This is a genomic window from Marinobacter adhaerens HP15, from assembly GCF_000166295.1.
Classification (GTDB): Bacteria; Pseudomonadota; Gammaproteobacteria; order Pseudomonadales; family Oleiphilaceae; genus Marinobacter; species Marinobacter adhaerens.
In genome coordinates, this window is record NC_017506.1 from 961,795 (window position 1) to 976,767 (window position 14,973).

At 59.2% G+C, this 14,973-nt stretch carries 14 protein-coding genes and 1 pseudogene; 6 read left to right on the top strand and 9 right to left on the bottom strand.

The features are described from left to right. The first annotated feature begins 3 nt into the window (after window positions 1-3). From HP15_RS04725 to HP15_RS04735, 3 genes are all read left to right on the top strand, one after another. Window positions 4-1,461 (top strand): fibronectin type III domain-containing protein, encoded by a 1,458-nt coding sequence (locus HP15_RS04725; RefSeq protein WP_014576425.1) that lies wholly within the window; start codon window positions 4-6, stop codon window positions 1,459-1,461. A gap of 89 nt (window positions 1,462-1,550) precedes the next feature. Next, on the top strand, window positions 1,551-1,787 hold the full coding sequence (locus tag HP15_RS04730) for a hypothetical protein (protein WP_008175874.1): 237 nt from the start codon (window positions 1,551-1,553) through the stop codon (window positions 1,785-1,787). Beyond that, window positions 1,784-3,109: a sensor domain-containing protein gene (locus HP15_RS04735; RefSeq protein ID WP_014576426.1), complete on the top strand. Its 1,326-nt coding sequence runs from the start codon at window positions 1,784-1,786 to the stop codon at window positions 3,107-3,109. Before HP15_RS04730 ends, HP15_RS04735 begins: the two co-directional genes overlap by 4 nt. A 46-nt stretch (window positions 3,110-3,155) precedes the next feature. On the opposite strand, the gene HP15_RS04740 is transcribed toward HP15_RS04735, so the two are convergent. The 4 genes from HP15_RS04740 to HP15_RS04755 form a co-directional block, all read right to left on the bottom strand. After that, on the bottom strand, window positions 3,156-3,584 hold the full coding sequence (locus HP15_RS04740) for a DUF7282 domain-containing protein (protein ID WP_014576427.1): 429 nt from the start codon (window positions 3,582-3,584) through the stop codon (window positions 3,156-3,158). A gap of 120 nt (window positions 3,585-3,704) precedes the next feature. Then, window positions 3,705-4,433, bottom strand: coding sequence for an anti-sigma factor (locus HP15_RS04745; RefSeq protein ID WP_014576428.1), 729 nt, complete (start codon window positions 4,431-4,433; stop codon window positions 3,705-3,707). Continuing rightward, window positions 4,430-5,038 carry a sigma-70 family RNA polymerase sigma factor gene (locus HP15_RS04750; protein ID WP_014576429.1) on the bottom strand — a complete coding sequence of 203 codons (609 nt, stop codon included), beginning with the start codon at window positions 5,036-5,038 and terminating at the stop codon, window positions 4,430-4,432. Before HP15_RS04750 ends, HP15_RS04745 begins: the two co-directional genes overlap by 4 nt. A gap of 107 nt (window positions 5,039-5,145) precedes the next feature. Continuing rightward, window positions 5,146-6,156 (bottom strand): AraC family transcriptional regulator, encoded by a 1,011-nt coding sequence (locus tag HP15_RS04755; protein ID WP_014576430.1) that lies wholly within the window; start codon window positions 6,154-6,156, stop codon window positions 5,146-5,148. Window positions 6,157-6,244: 88 nt separating this feature from the next. Between HP15_RS04755 and HP15_RS04760 the strand changes: the two genes are divergently transcribed. Together HP15_RS04760 and HP15_RS04765 are read left to right on the top strand one after the other, a co-directional pair. Further along, complete coding sequence (locus HP15_RS04760) at window positions 6,245-7,858, top strand: FAD-dependent oxidoreductase (RefSeq protein WP_014576431.1); 1,614 nt, start codon at window positions 6,245-6,247, stop codon at window positions 7,856-7,858. A 58-nt stretch (window positions 7,859-7,916) separates the two neighbouring features. Then, window positions 7,917-9,575, top strand: a complete 1,659-nt coding sequence (locus HP15_RS04765; protein WP_014576432.1) for an acetolactate synthase large subunit — start codon at window positions 7,917-7,919, stop codon at window positions 9,573-9,575. Between the two features lie 112 nt (window positions 9,576-9,687). Here the strand turns inward: HP15_RS04765 and HP15_RS04770 are convergent, their stop codons facing one another. From HP15_RS04770 to HP15_RS04790, 5 genes and pseudogenes are all read right to left on the bottom strand, one after another. After that, window positions 9,688-9,933 (bottom strand): hypothetical protein, encoded by a 246-nt coding sequence (locus tag HP15_RS04770; protein WP_014576433.1) that lies wholly within the window; start codon window positions 9,931-9,933, stop codon window positions 9,688-9,690. A gap of 177 nt (window positions 9,934-10,110) precedes the next feature. Beyond that, a pseudogene (locus HP15_RS04775) lies at window positions 10,111-11,417 on the bottom strand (short-chain fatty acid transporter). Window positions 11,418-11,523: 106 nt separating this feature from the next. Beyond that, window positions 11,524-12,237 carry an SGNH/GDSL hydrolase family protein gene (locus HP15_RS04780; RefSeq protein ID WP_014576436.1) on the bottom strand — a complete coding sequence of 238 codons (714 nt, stop codon included), beginning with the start codon at window positions 12,235-12,237 and terminating at the stop codon, window positions 11,524-11,526. 26 nt (window positions 12,238-12,263) lie between these two features. After that, entirely contained in the window at window positions 12,264-12,596 is a 333-nt protein-coding gene (locus HP15_RS04785; protein ID WP_014576437.1) for an SMR family transporter, read from the bottom strand. Window positions 12,597-12,693: 97 nt separating this feature from the next. After that, window positions 12,694-13,719 carry a DUF2235 domain-containing protein gene (locus tag HP15_RS04790; protein WP_014576438.1) on the bottom strand — a complete coding sequence of 342 codons (1,026 nt, stop codon included), beginning with the start codon at window positions 13,717-13,719 and terminating at the stop codon, window positions 12,694-12,696. 459 nt (window positions 13,720-14,178) lie between these two features. On the opposite strand from HP15_RS04790, the gene HP15_RS04795 reads away from it, so the two are divergent. After that, window positions 14,179-14,661, top strand: coding sequence for a hypothetical protein (locus HP15_RS04795; protein WP_014576439.1), 483 nt, complete (start codon window positions 14,179-14,181; stop codon window positions 14,659-14,661). The last annotated feature ends 312 nt before the right edge of the window (window positions 14,662-14,973 follow it).

Below are 14,973 nucleotides of genomic sequence, written 5' to 3' on the forward strand. Positions count from 1 at the left end.
CTGATGTTACCTGCGGTCGTTTTGCTTTCGGGCTGCGGTCTGGACATTACGAGTGAAGAGAGCACCACGGCGGCGCAGGCTGCTCCCGCGACGCCTGAGCCCACAGTCCAGATCGCCGGCGCGGCCGTTAAAGGAATCATTCAACAAGGCCTGGTGGTTGCAAATCGGCTTATTGCCGACAAAGACGGCTACTACGCCCCGCAGCGTCAGGCAGCCAAACCGGTATTAACCGCAGACGATGGCAGCTATACCTGGCAGCTTCGCGGTAAGGCCGAAGGCTGGGCGCTGGTTGAGCTTTCTGCGGACGGCGGCACTCGCATGGTCTGTGACGTTCTGCCCCAATGCGATCAGGCCGGTGCCGAGCCAGTGCCGTTTGGGCAGGTAATGCCGCTGGATAGCAACTTCAGTCTGTTGGGTGCTGGCGATTTGCGGAACGAAACGGTAAACCTTACGCCGCTCACCCACCTGGCTGTAAAACTGGCTGAGCGCAGTTCAGAAGGTCTCTCACCGACAGCGATTTCCAGCGCTTACACCACCGTTGAAAACTGGTTCGCCCTTCCGGCCGGTGCGTTGCGCCTGACTCCCCCCGACCTGACCAATCTGGACGGAATGACCGGCGTAACCGCCGATGCCATTCAGGTGGCGATTGCCAATGCGTCATTCCTGGCGCTGGTCAATGACAACGCCCAGTGGGATTCGATTTCAGCTGTCCTGGATGACGTTACTTCACAGGTCAGTGCCACCGGCCAGATCAGCGTTATGGGCGATGGTACCAACGTGGCACTGGCAGATCTTGTCAGCGCGGCGGCCTTGCAGTCTTCTGAACTGCAGAACGTGGTGAATTCAAGCGTCATTAGCCAGAAGCTGGTGGTGGTCGAATACCGCAATGTACAGCGCTTCAAAACCATTGCCGATGTTAACGAAGAAAGTAATACCGACGTCGCCGATTCCGGTGATACCACCGACGGAACCACTGGCGGCGATGAAACCGCTGGAACTGATTCCGGCAGCACCACTGACGCCTCAACCGATACCAGCACCGATACCTCGACCGATACCTCAACAGGTTCAACCGACGAGCAGGTTGCCGGTACAACTGAGCCCGATACAACCACCGACGAAACCGTAGCGGACACAGGAACAGAGACTGAAACCAGCGAGCCCGTCACCGAGACGACGCCTGAGGGAACCGCTCCTGCAAACACAGCACTGCTGAGCTGGACCGCGCCGCTGACCCGCGAAAATGGCGACAGCCTGGCCATGGGCGAAATCGCAGGCTTCGAGGTGGTCTATGGCACCAGCGCTGAAAACCTCGACCAGAGCCTTGCCATTGGTGACGCCTCCGTCGACGAACTGCTGGTTGATGAGCTGACTGAAGGCACCTGGTACTTCGCTATCCGTACCCTGGACACCGATGGTAATCGCAGCCGGTTGTCTGAAGTGGTCTACAAGCAGATCTGATTTGGCGGTAAAAGGCAGCGACCCCCTCTGGGGGCTTCGCTGCCAGCCTGCTACTATGTGCTGGTCCATTGCTCCATACCAGGTACATCATGGCCGGTTCAGACTACTCCCGCACTCTCCTTGAAGTGATCCCTGACGCCAGAGACGGCCTTACCCGCACTGAAAGAATCATTCTTTACGTCCTGCATGAAACTCAGAAAGAGCTGAAGGGCCGCAATGTCCCGACCGCCATGCTGTATGGCAGGGTGCTGGAATATGTGGACATGAGCGAGGCGGATCTTCATCTCTATCTGGACCGCCTGGGCGTAAAGGGAGACGGGATGTGACCATCGATTTCAGTCCTCTCTATCCCAAGCTGGTCAATCTCATACTCGACACGATCTTCGTGGTGGACGAGTCTAGCCAGATCGTTTTCGTCAGCGAAGCGTGCCAGCGGTTGCTCGGTTACTCGCCTTCGGAAATGATCGGAACGCCACTGCTGAACTACATTCACCCGGAAGACCAGGAGCGCACGCTGGCTGCTGCCCGCAGGGTCATGAGTGGGCACACCCACACGGATTTCGAGAATCGCTACCTGCACAGGGATGGTCATGCCGTGCATATCCTCTGGTCGGCTCGCTGGTCTGAGGAAGACCGTCTCCGGATTGCGGTGGCCCGGGATGTCACCGCATTGCGACGGGGCGACCAGACCCGCAACGCGCTCTACCAGATCTCCGAAGCAGCTCACGAGGCAGAGACGCTCCGCGATTTGTGCGATGGTGTTCATTCAATTATCGGTGAGCTTTTCCCCGAGTCCGACCTCTACCTCGGCTTCAATCAGTCGCACTCCGGTCGGCTCAGCTTGCCCGACTGGCGCACGAAGAGCGGTTGGATCGACTGGCAGGTGGCCCCGGGATCGGCTCTTGAAGACGTCATCCACACCCGAAAATTGTCTATGGCAGTGCGGGATCCGGCGCATCCGGGATTGGGGGTGCACCCTAAAACCGGCTCTGAGGTTGCCAACTGGCTGGGGGTGCCTCTGGTTTTTCACGAGTCCACCATGGGCGTCCTGGTTATTGAGCGTGGTACGGCGGCCGTGTCTTTTGATGAGGCCGACAAGTCGCTTCTGGAGTTCGTGGCAACCCAGGTTGCGACGGTTGTAGAGCGCAAGCGTTCGGAAGAAAACCTCCGATTCCTGGCGCACCACGACGGGCTCACCGGGTTAACCAATCGTTCCCTGTTCTACGATCGCCTGGAAACCGCGCTGCGATCAGCCAGCCGGAACGAGGGGCGGCTGGCGCTGCTGTACCTCGATGTGAATGACTTCAAGCAGATTAACGATACGCTGGGTCATGAAGCCGGCGATGAACTGTTGATCGAGATGGCCCAGAGGCTCAGGGACTGCACCCGTGGGACAGATACCGTCGCACGGATGGGCGGTGATGAGTTTACTATTCTGCTCACCGATGTTCATGGGCGTGAGTCAGTTGAGAATGCCATAGCCAAGATTCGCGAAATTTTGAGCTTGCCGGTTGCCATCGCTGGCAAAACGGTTCGCGTTTGCTGCAGTATCGGTTCGGCCGTGTATCCGGAGGATGGTGAAACCGCCCGGCTGTTGTTCAGCAAGGCCGACGCGGCCATGTACGCGAGCAAGCGCCAATCAGAGTAGCGCTGGCTGCATGCGCCAGATGTGCAGGCAGCCAGACCGTGGGCGATTATTTCGCGGTAATAGTCGACATCACCAGCTTGCCGTCCTTTTTGATCGGGCCGTCTTCCTTGGCGCCCAGGGTGTATTCAAAAATACCCGTTTTCATCCCGCCGTCTTCGCTGTGAACCATCAGCATCAGCATGTCACCGGATTGCACTTCCTCGGTCAGGATGGCGGCGACGTCCATGTTCATACCTTTGCGCAACGGCGCGTGGGCGACAACAGGGCCCGGCTTCATGGATTCGTCGGTGCGGTGAACCACCAGCCACCCATTCTGTTCGGCAACCACCTTTTTGGCGGATACAACGCCGTTGGCAACAGACTGATCGTTGGTCCAGACACCGGCCTTGTGTTCAGCGGCTAACGCTGAACCGGTTGCGAAAGCGCCGGAAACGAGGGCGGCCAGAAGTGCGGAAGTTTTTGCGTGCTTGATCATTGCGTTCTCCTGAGTGTCAGTGTTTCCCGCCCGTCGGGTTGTTTTTGGGCGGGTTAACTGCAGCTACGTGAGCCGATGCGCAAAGTTTCAGGCACGGAAGATTTTTTTGGCACCTGCCTATTAATTGTTTCCGTCGGTGGGGTAGAGGTAACCGTGAATCGCCGGTCCCGTGGGCTGTCCGGTGGGTGAGCCGCCTTCGGGCTCGACGCTGATGCCGAACGTGGCCTCCTTGAGCAGGGCAGGGTCGTAATTGCTCAACGCCCCTTCATCCAGCGCGAAATCGTTGCCCAGAACGCCCACGGAGCGGGGGTTTGGACCCAGCTCGTCGGCCTTGATCCACAACTGATAGGATTTTCCGGGTCTTGGCTCGGCAGTTACCGGCCGGATGTTGAGCCGTTGCTCCTTCAGGTCCACCGTCAGCAGGAAGGCCGGCTGCTCATCGTTGTTCTGGAAAACCGCAACAAACGACTGGGCTTGAGGCTCGGGCTGCGGCTGGAACGCCAGAATGGCCACGAGAACCAGGGCGGCCGCCGAGGCAATCGCTGTGCTCCAGCGCCAGCGGTTCAGCTGGCTGCGCAGCGCAACCACGTTGGACGTTTCGGCAGCCTCTCGAGGCGTCGATTCCACCCGGTCCAGAGCCTTCTCGATTTTTGCGAACAGCGCCGGTGAGGGCTGAACGGGCTCGGTTTCCTCGGCCAGCTTACCCAGGCGCTCTTCCCATTGCAGAATCAGCGCATTTACCTCCGGGTCCTCATTGCGCCGGCTTTCAAGATAGGCCCGCTCCGAGGCTGGCAATGTGCCCAGAACGAACTCTGCAACCAGCATGTCCAGGTCGTCGCGTTCAGTCATGATTCGAGGCACCTTTTGAGCTGTTTCAGGGCGCGGTGAAGCCAGGTCTTTACCGTGTTGACCGGCTGTTCAAACTGGCTTGCCAGGTCCTCCCGGGACCATCCGTTAAGGTAGGCCAGGCGCACCATGTCCTGTCGGTCTTTTTCCAGTTGATCGATGCAGTGATTCAGTTGAGTTGCCGCCCGCTGGTCTTCCAGCTGTTCCTGAGCTGATGTCTGCCACCCTGGCATCTCATCCAGCTCGTCGCTGTTCGTGGTGCGTCCGGCGGGGTGTTTGCGCAGCTCATCAATGGCACCGTTACGGGCAATCGACACCAGCCAGGTAATCGGCGAGGATTTGCCGTCCTGAAACTGCTCGGCTTTTTGCCAGATTTTGAGATAACTGTCCTGGATAACATCGTCTGCCCACCCTTTGTCTCTGAGGATACGCAACACGGTGCCCAGAAGTTTCGGGGCAGTTGCCTGGTAGAGGAGGGCGAAAGCCTGGCGGTCTTTCTGAGCCACGCGGTGAATCAGCTCAGCAATACGCTCCGGGGTGTCTGGGGGCGCCTGAAAACTCTGTGCATCATTGGCATTGTCTGGGAGCTGATCGGGGTCAGGCTTCATGGGGCCTCAGGCTCTAATGTCTGATCAGCAGGTTACTGCTTGGACTGCTAATGCTCAACATGAAATTACGCTGGCGGTGTTACCCTGCATGTCAGTTTGGGCCCCAGTCAGCCCGAATACCGCTGCTTGCGCCACCGCACCGGTGGCATGCCGGTCCAGCGCCGGAATGCCCTGTAAAACGTGCTGACCTCGGCAAACCCCAGCGCTTCGGCGATTTCAGGTAGGGAGGCGCTGGAATCGGCGACCGCCTGTAGGGCTTTTTCACGGCGTACGTCGTCAACCAGCCCATCAAAGGTCTGGCCCTGTTCCCGGAGCCGCCGGGCCAGGCTGCGTTCGCTGATGCCCAGGGCTTCGGCTGCGTCTGCCCGGCGGGGCAGAACCGGTCCTATCCGGGCGTTCAGCCATCTGCGTATTTCTGGCACTGAGGCACTGTTGATGGAGAGGGCGGCAAGGCGGGCATTGGTGTAGCGCTCGTGCACCTGGGCAAGCTGGGGGTCCGCCTGGGGCAGGGGCTGGTCCAGAACGGCGTTGTCGATCTGTACACCGCTGAACGCCTGCTCAAACTCCACCGGGCAATTGAATACGGTCTGGTAACCGGCCAACGGCCCCAACCGGGGTTGGCTGAACTGCACCCGGGATGGTTGCATCCGGGTGCCGGTAACCCAGCTTCCGAACCCCACCACTGAGGCCAGCACCGCTTCGATCTGGTGCGGGCTGAAGGCCAGTCGCCCCTGCCTGGGGTGGTAGACCAGCCAGGTGGCTGTGTTGCCGGCAACAATCTGGAACCGCCCGCCATCGGAGATCAGCCGCTGAAAGCGCTGCACCATCACGATGGCCTCTCGCAGGGTTGCGGCAGATTGCAGTGCAAACCCCACGCCACTGATGCTCATCGGGGAGAACTCCGCTCCCACCTTCAAACCAAAGCCCGGGTCGCCGGTGCAGCGTTCGGCGGCGTGCCAGAGCCGGGTAATATCGTCGATCGGCCAGCGCTCCAGTTCGCAGGCGGCTTCCGGAATGCCGGCTTCAGCCAGCAGTTGGTTTGCGCTTAAAGACAGCCTCTCGGCAGCACTGATGACGGTGTTAACCCAGCCAATGGAAACCGTGGCCTCTAATGTCAATTTTGTTGGCCTCTGAAGTCAATTTTAAAGCCATGGTACCGGTATATCTTTAAACCTGACAACTCATTGCAATCGGGTCGGATGCGATATGGCCAAGGTGATTTCCTCAGACATTCTGGTGGTCGGCGGCGGGCTGGCCGGTATTGTCGCGGCTCTGGAAGGATTGCGCGCCGGCAAGTCCGTAACCCTGGCAGACCGGGACGCGGAAGAACGGATGGGTGGCCTGGCGCTGTGGGCCTTTGGTGGCATGATGCTGGTGGGTACGCCGCTGCAGAAGCGCATGAAAATTGCCGACACACCGGAGATTGCCCTGGAAGACTGGCTGAGCTTTGGCGAGCTGGCCCCCGACGATGAATTGCCCCTGCAATGGGCCCGTTACTACGTTGAGCATTCACGCTCCGAGGTCTACGACTGGCTCAGCAACGAAGGCATCAAGTTCCTGCCTGCCGTGAACTGGGTTGAGCGCGGCCGTTTCGGCGATGGTAATCGGTTGCCCCGTTACCATGTGGTGTGGGGCACCGCCCGGGAACTGGTCCGCTGCCTGATGACGGCGCTGCACCGGGAGAACACCAGCGGCAAGCTCACTTTGCTGCACCAGCATCGCATTACCGAACTGGACCACCAGGCGGGAAAAGTCAGCGGCGCCCTGGCTATCAACGAGGCCACGGGTGAGGAGGTTCGCTTCGCCGCGTCTGCCGTGGTGCTGGCCACTGGCGGCATCAACGGCAGCCACAGGGAATGCCGCGCGAACTGGCCGGTGGATCGCCCGCAACCCACCCGCATGCTGAATGGTGCCCACCCCTATGCCGATGGCCGCATGCATCACTGGGTGGCCGACACCCTCGGAGGCCGGATTACCCACGCTGGCGAAATGTGGAATTACGCGGCCGGCTTCCCGCATCCGTACCCTCATTTTCCGGGCCACGGCCTGTCCACCATTCCCTGCAAATCCGCCCTGTGGCTGAACCATCGCGGTGAGCGTATTGGCCCGGAACCCCTGGTGACCGGCTTTGATACCCACTGGTTGTGCCAGCGCGTGGCCGAACAGGAAAAGCCCTGGACCTGGCACCTGCTCAACTGGCGGATCGCTGCCAAGGAATTTGCCATCTCGGGCGCCGAGCACAACGCCCGCATCCGGGATAAACAGTTCCCCCAGTTTGTGAAAGAGCTGTTGCTGGGCAACCACGCCCTGATTCGGCAGATGCAGCATGAAAGCCGGGATTTCCTGGTGGCCGACAGCCTGACGGATCTGGCCGGCAAGATGAACGCGCTGACCTGCTCCAACGACATCAACCCGGCAACACTCAAGGCCACCGCGGATGCCTTTGATGCCAACTTCGCGGCAGGTACCAGCCTCCACGACGACCCCCAGATCCGGATGATCCAGCATGCCCGGGAATGGAAGCCGGACCGCCTGCGCACCTGCAAGCCGGCCCCGCTGCAGAAATCCGGCGCATGCCCCTTTATCGCCATTCGCATGCAGCTGATTACCCGCAAGAGCCTGGGTGGGCTGCAAACCGACCTGCAGAGCCGAGTGCTGGGCGCCCACGGGCAGCCGGTTGAAGGCCTTTATTGTGTCGGCGAGGCGGCAGGCTTTGGCGGCGGCGGTGCGAACGGAAAACGTTCCCTGGAAGGCACCTTCCTGCCGGGCTGCATCATGACAGCCCGGGCGGCGGTGCGGGCCATCGTGGCCGGAGGCTGAATCCTGTGGGCAAAACACATAACCAAAACCCCGAACCCGGAAAGCTTGGAGAACAACAATGACAAACGGCGCTCAAGCCCTGATGAAAACCCTGGTGGATGCCGGCGTTGAGGTCTGCTTCAGCAACCCCGGCACCAGCGAGATGCATTTTGTGGCCGCCCTGGATGACGAGCCCAAAATGCGGGCGGTGCTTGCCCTGTTCGAAGGGGTCGCCACCGGTGCCGCCGACGGCTATGCCCGCATGGCCGACAAACCTGCCGCCACCCTGTTGCACCTGGGCTGCGGGCTGGGCAACGGCCTGGCCAACCTGCACAACGCCCGCAAGGGCAAGGTGCCGGTGCTGAACATTGTGGGCGACCACGCCACCTACCACGTGAAATACGATGCCCAGTTGCAGTCGGATATCGAGACCGTAGCCCGCAACGTATCCCCGGGGTTTGTGCGCACCGCCAAGAGCACGGAAACCCTCTGCCAGGATGCCGCCGAAGCCATTGCCGCTGCCCGTACGGCGCCGGGGCAGGTCGCCACACTGATACTGCCTGCGGATGTGTCCTGGGGCGAGGGCGGTGTGCCCAGCGCGCCCCTGGCGCCGCCGACACCGGAGCCTGCAGACGATGCCACGGTGGAAGCCATTGCCAAGGCCATCCGCTCCGGTAAGAAAACCGCCCTGTTGATGGGCGGCCATTCCCTGCGGGAACCCAGCATGCTGGCGGCCGCCAAACTGGCCGCCCACAGTGGCGTTACCCTGCTGGCGGAAACCTTCCCCACCCGCATGGAGCGGGGTGCCGGCCTGCCTTACATCGAACGAATCGCCTACCTGGCGGAACTGGCCACGGTGCAGTTGACCGATATAGAACAGCTGATCCTGGTGGATTCGAAAGCGCCGGTTTCCTTCTTCGCCTATCCCGGCAAGAAGAGCTACCTGGTGCCGGATACCTGCCAGGTACACACCCTGGCCGCCCCGGACCAGGATATTCTGGCCAGCCTCAACAAACTCAATGACGCCGTTGGCGCCAGCCAGGCACAGCCGAAGCTCCAGCCAGAGAAACGACCGGGCCGGCCACGGGGCAAGCTGACTGCCGAGAAAGTCTGCAAAGCGGTAGGCGAGTTGATGCCCGAGAACGCCATCATCGTGGATGAAGGCATTACTTCCAGCCTGATGCTTTCGGTGATGACTGCCGGCGCGCCGCGGCACGACATGATCACCCTCACCGGTGGCGCCATCGGCCAGGGCCTGCCCAATGCCGTGGGCGCGGCCGTGGCCTGCCCGGACCGGCCGGTTATCGCCCTGATCGGCGATGGCACCGCCATGTACACCATTCAGGCCCTGTGGACTATGGCCCGGGAACAGCTGAACGTAACCTCCATCATCTTCAACAACGCCTCCTACTCGGTGCTCAACATCGAGCTGGAACGGGTAGGCGCCGAAGAAGCCGGTGAGAAAGCCAAATCCCAGCTGGACTTGCGGGGCCCGGTGATCAACTTCGCGGAAATGGCTAACGGTATGGGCGTTCACGGCGTGCGGGTACACACCGCTGAGGAAATGGCAAAAGCCCTGGAATACGCCCAGAGAATGCCGGGGCCGCACGTGATAGAGGCCATGATTCCCGAGTCACTCAGCGGCGTGAAACGCCGAGTACTGCCCTGGATGCTGCGGGCACTGCCGAGCCTTCCGGTATCAGTTTCCCGGGCGCTGAAGCGCAAGCTTGCGCCTTAACAGGATTGGCGAACGCCTACATTAAATCGGGTGAAGAAATCGGGCCTGTCTACTGCGGAGGAGACAGGCCCTTTGCTTACTGGGGCTCAACGGTCCCGCTCAGCCGGGTGTATCAGAGCTTGGCGAGCTCCGCATCGAATGCTTTGGCACCCGCATCGGTAAACTCATAAGCTCCACGAATATACTTCAGCGTTGCCATTTCTGTATCTGTAACGCCTTGTCCATCCTTGGCGGACTTGAACAGGTCTTTTGCTTCGTCCACTGAGATTTTGCCCTCGCCCCGACCCGTAGTGTGTTTTACGGCGAGATCAATGAGCTCTTTCTCATATTTGTTGCCATCAATTGTCACATAAGCCATAAGAATATCCTTCCGTGAGGTATTGGATCGTTCTTTCCGGAACGTTAATGCTTATGCCGGAGAATGTGCCGAGGGTGGCACATTCCTTAATTTAGCCCCTTGTTCAAAGAATGAACAGATTTTAGTGGTGAGATCCGGGGAGCTCTCAAGCCCCCGGATTCAGTGGTTGGGCAGGCGTTACAGCCAGGTCAGGCCAGCGCTGATGATGATGCCGGTGATGATCAGCAGCATCAGGCAGTAACCCATGATGTCCTTGGCCTTCAGCCCGGCAATGGCCAGCACCGGCAGGGCCCAGAACGGCTGGAGCAGGTTGGTCCAGGCATCACCCCAGGCAACGGCCATGGCCACCCTGGGAATATCCGCACCCAGCTCCTGCGCCGCAGGCAGCATAACCGGAGCCTGCACCGCCCACTGACCGCCACCTGAGGGAACGAAGATGTTTACCAGGCCGGCACTGATGAAACTCCAGAAGGGTAGGCTCTCGGCACTGGCAATGGAAACAAACCCACTGGAAATGCTGGCCGCCAGACCAGAGGCCGTCATCACGCTCATAATGCCCGCATAGAACGGGAACTGGATCACGATACCTGCACCGCCCTTGACCCCTTCGTTGAGGCTGGCCAGCAGGCGCTTGGGGGTCTGGTGCAGGATGATGGCAATGAACAGGAACATGAAGTTCACGATGTTCAGGTTCAGGCCGCCCCCGTCCATGAAATACTGGAAGATAAACGCGATCCCACTGAAGCCGATCAGCCAGGCTAGGGTGCGGCTGTTCTCCAGGTAGTCGGCAGGGCGATTGATTACCACAGAAGTGTCTGGCTCGTCGTCCAGGATCTTCGGGTCGGCATAAATGCTGTCCCTTTCCTCAGGCAGCATCAGCCGGTTGACCAGCGGCACAATGATGAACAGGGCCGCCACAATGGCCAGGTTAAAGAACGCAAAGATGGTTTCCCCGGTTCCGATAATGCCGATGGTGTCCTGGGTGAAGTGCCCCTCGGTAGCAATGGTCAGAGGAATAGAGCCTGCGAGGCCTCCGTGCCAGACAATAAAGCCAGAGTAAGCGCTGGCAATCAGAAGGGGGTAGTGGACGCGGATCTGGCGAGCCAGCGCCTTGGCGAACAGGGCGCCCACAACAAGGCCAAACCCCAGTTAATCCAGCTTGCAATCAAAGCAATGAAGGTCACTAGCACAATTGCCTGGCCAGGCGTTCTGGCGAGCATCGCTATACGGTTCAGGATGCCTCGCACCAGCGGTGTGCTGGCCATCATGAAGCCGGTGACCAGCACCAGCAGCATTTGCATGGAGAAGGTGAGCAGGTTCCAGAAGCCGTTACCCCACATCTCAACCACGGCCATTGGGCTGTGGCCCTGAAAAACCATGGCAGCGATAAAGGCGACCAGGGTAAGAATGATGACAAACAGGTACGGGTCTGGCAGATATTTATCCACCAGGCTGACCATCGGTTTGGACGCTCTGTCTAGCATTTGTTACCTCGTTGTTTTGTTTAGACTCTGTGCGAGTGTAGCAAGCTAAACGTAAAGCGCTTCCTTAACCCATTATTCTTTCGGAGCATTGTGTTTAAGAGGGGACTCAGGATGCCTGGATACTCGAGGCAATGGCATCAGCAATAAATGCGTAGCCTTTTGGGCTGGGGTGGTAGCCATCGCTGGCGAGAAGATCCGGATCGGTCACAGTCGGGTAGTTAAGGTGCCCAAAATCTGCAGCGGCGTCCCTGGCCAGCTGTTGGTAGATCTTGTCCAGCTGCATTGCGCGCCACCCCATTACGTAACGAAGCGGCGAGGGCAGCGCCGTAAACCGATGCATCGGCGGCACGCTCAGAAGCAGAATAGGCCCTGAATATCGTGGCGCCAGCAACTGACGCAATGCCCGCAACTGCCGGCGGAAACGAAACCGGGGCGTGAAGCCCGTGGTGTCGTTCACCCCCATGCTCAGCAGCACCACATCCGCCTCCGGCAGTTCGGTGGTTTCCAGCTTGCGAACCAACGCCCCAAGCCGGATGCCGTTGACCCCGAAGGTATGCCAGGCAATGGTCTGGCCCGTGCGCCCGTGGATTTCCCTTGCCAATTGGCTGGCCAGGCCCTGATCGTGGGTTTCAACACCTACGCCGGCCGCCGTGGATTCGCCAATCACCAGCACTCGCCTGGCGGGAGCACCTTCGCCATATTGACCGCACGGAGCGCCCCCGGCCTCCGGCAACCTGGGCGTTGTACGGCGCGCCCGCTTGCCCTGGTAAAGCAGTACCGGAAAGAGCAGGGCGGTGGTCAGCCAGAAAGGGAGGTGCATCGTGAGGCTCCGGTTTTACCGTCGGGTTAGTGAGCGACTGACTTGGAAAACAGATTGATCACTGCAACCCCGGTGATGATCAGCGCCATACCAATCACAGTGGCGGCATCCAGAGCCTGCCCGTAAATCAGCCAGCCGATAAGTGCCACCAGCACAACGCCCATCCCCGCCCAGATGGCATAGGCTACGCCCACGGGAATTTCCTTCAGGGTCAGCGAGAGGAAGTAAAAGGCAATTGTATATCCGGCAATCACCAGCAAGCTGGGCCAGAGTCTGGTAAACCCTTCACTGGCTTTCAGGCCGGTGGTGGCAATCACTTCCGCTACGATGGCAACGCCCAGAAAAATCCAGCTCTTCACAACTTACAGCCCTCATTGGTGAACAACCGCCCGTCAAGATCGAACGACACTCTGTGGCTGCGGAGTCTATCAAAAACCAGGCCGATAACGCGCGGGCTTATCCCGGCCAGAGCGGTGGCCACTGGCCGTGGATCTTGTTGTACCGCTCAATCGGTTCGCTGCGGTAGCCGCCGGCATAGCGCTCTTTCACGCTCGGATGCACCCAGGTGCGATTGGTCTCGGGTGCCGGTATCTCGCGCACCAGCTTGCCCAGCAGCTTGTACTTGCCCTTGTACTCATTGTGCTGATCGGCGTTGGCGTGGGTTACGGCGGGCAGGGAATCATTGAACACAAGGGCGTGTTTTTGCGCTTCCCCTTTCAACCACAGCAGGGGGATATCCGCCAGGGTGCGACCCTGCTTGTCTGGCTCGTAACCTCCGCCGACGTCCGAGTGCACCCCGGCAAACCAGACCTGGGCCAGATCGGTGCCGTCTCGCGGGTCCCAGAGCGTGGGCTCGAAATCCTCTCGCTGCTCGTCCAGCGAAAGCGCGTGGCGGGCGACGCGAATGTTGCTGCCGATCTTACAATCGTAGAACAGGTCCCGATCCTTGATCAGGCCGAAAAAAGTAAACGGCAGGCCCAGGGCACCCACGGTATCCCACACCCCGACAAACCGAATGGGCGTGCGCTGCTCCAGTGAATATTTCGCCTTCCAGGCCATGGAGTGGTCGCCGTTGGCTTTGTGCTTCTTGGTTTTGTAAAGCTTGAAGGCCTCCTCGATCCGGCTGCCGTGTTCTTTTCGCAGAATGCTGCAGTTATTGATCATCCCGCACAGGCTGCGGGCCGTGTAGGCACCGCGGCTGAACCCGAACAGGAAAATCTCGTCGCCGGGCTCGTAGTTGTGCACCAGAAACCGGTAGCCGTCCATCACGTTCTTCTCCAGCCCGTAACCGGTGGCGCCGGCCCGAAGTGAATCGTGGTAGGAGCCAATGCCCCAGTCGTAGAACACCACCTGCTCCACCCCGTTGCCGTCGGTAGGCCGAATGGCGCGGGCAAATTGCAGCACGTTGGTTGGAAAGTCCTCACCCAGGATTTCCTCCGGGCGATTCCAGGTGCCATCAAAGCAGACGGCGATGCGTTTCATGGGAGTGACCTCCTGTCGTGTTGTTTCCCTGTGCCCCGCCTGTCGAATGGGGAGCAAGCTTGCCCACCCTCCGGCGCATGGAGACGACCGGTACATCCTGTTCGGTGGGTATAGATGAGTATCTCAGGTATGTGAGTGGGAGGGTAGTGCCGAGGCGCCGGAGTTTTACGCACGCATTCGCAAAACTCCAGATGTCACATGAGAAATACCGGTAACTATCTGATAGGGTTGGAAAGATGGAGGAGGATGGGTGGAGTTATACGCCCTCGGTAGGAGCTGGAGTGGCTCAAAAGAGGGCGTATAACTCCGGCGGTAGCCGTAGTGATTGGCGCTCAAGATGCTGTTTTACGGGAGAAATCCGCCTTTTCTTGAGCGCGCTTGAATGGAGTTTTACGAACGGGTGATATACGAACGCGTTCGTATAAATAGCTGTTATTTGCAAGGAAAGCTCGCAGAATCATGAAAGCTTTAAAGGTTACCGGAGCAATTGTCGTTGCTCTAATCGGAGCTTGGTACCTACTCGAGGATTACTGGTATAGAAAAGCTATTCCGGAAAATATTGGTCTCAGTTACCGCATATCTATTACCTCGGATTCTGGGCTTAGGGAAGGTTGTGGTACGGCCGTCTACAAATTGGGCGGTAAAACAGCAGAAGCCATCAAAGAGCAAGGTGTTAAGTTTTTCGAGGAATCAGGCCAGGCTCGAGGTCATTCTGACCGGTACTATACATATGGCGAGTGGATGGAAACTCCCAGAGATGACTGGACTAGGTCGGAAAATTGGTCATATGAACTGCTTTGCGGCGGGAGTATCGGTGGCTCTTTGTATGACGACATAGTTGAGAGCGGACGAACCGGTGGTTCGTACTATTCGTTCAAGGATGAGGCCGTCCTGATGGTGATACCCGACAAAAAACTGGTGGTTTTCAGTCACAATGGTTAAAGCACATAACCAGTGCAGGCACGGCGACGCCCACTACATTGCGCCTTCGGCTCCATTCCGTGCGCGCGCATGCTGCAAGCGTTAAAGGCCTTTACTCCGGTGCTCTTCGGTTGGGTGTTCGGCCGCTAGCTCATCGGTCGCCGTCAGGTCGAACACAGCCTTTCGTCAGGCAACGGTGCTGATCGGCATTAATTTGTTCTGTTCTCCGGGCAATCCGGCGCGCCCGCGGGGCAGTTTCCGCCAATTCAGTGTTCGGGTTCTTGGCGCCATGGGTCATGCTGGTCCAAAGTATCGGGAGTAGGCATTCGGGTT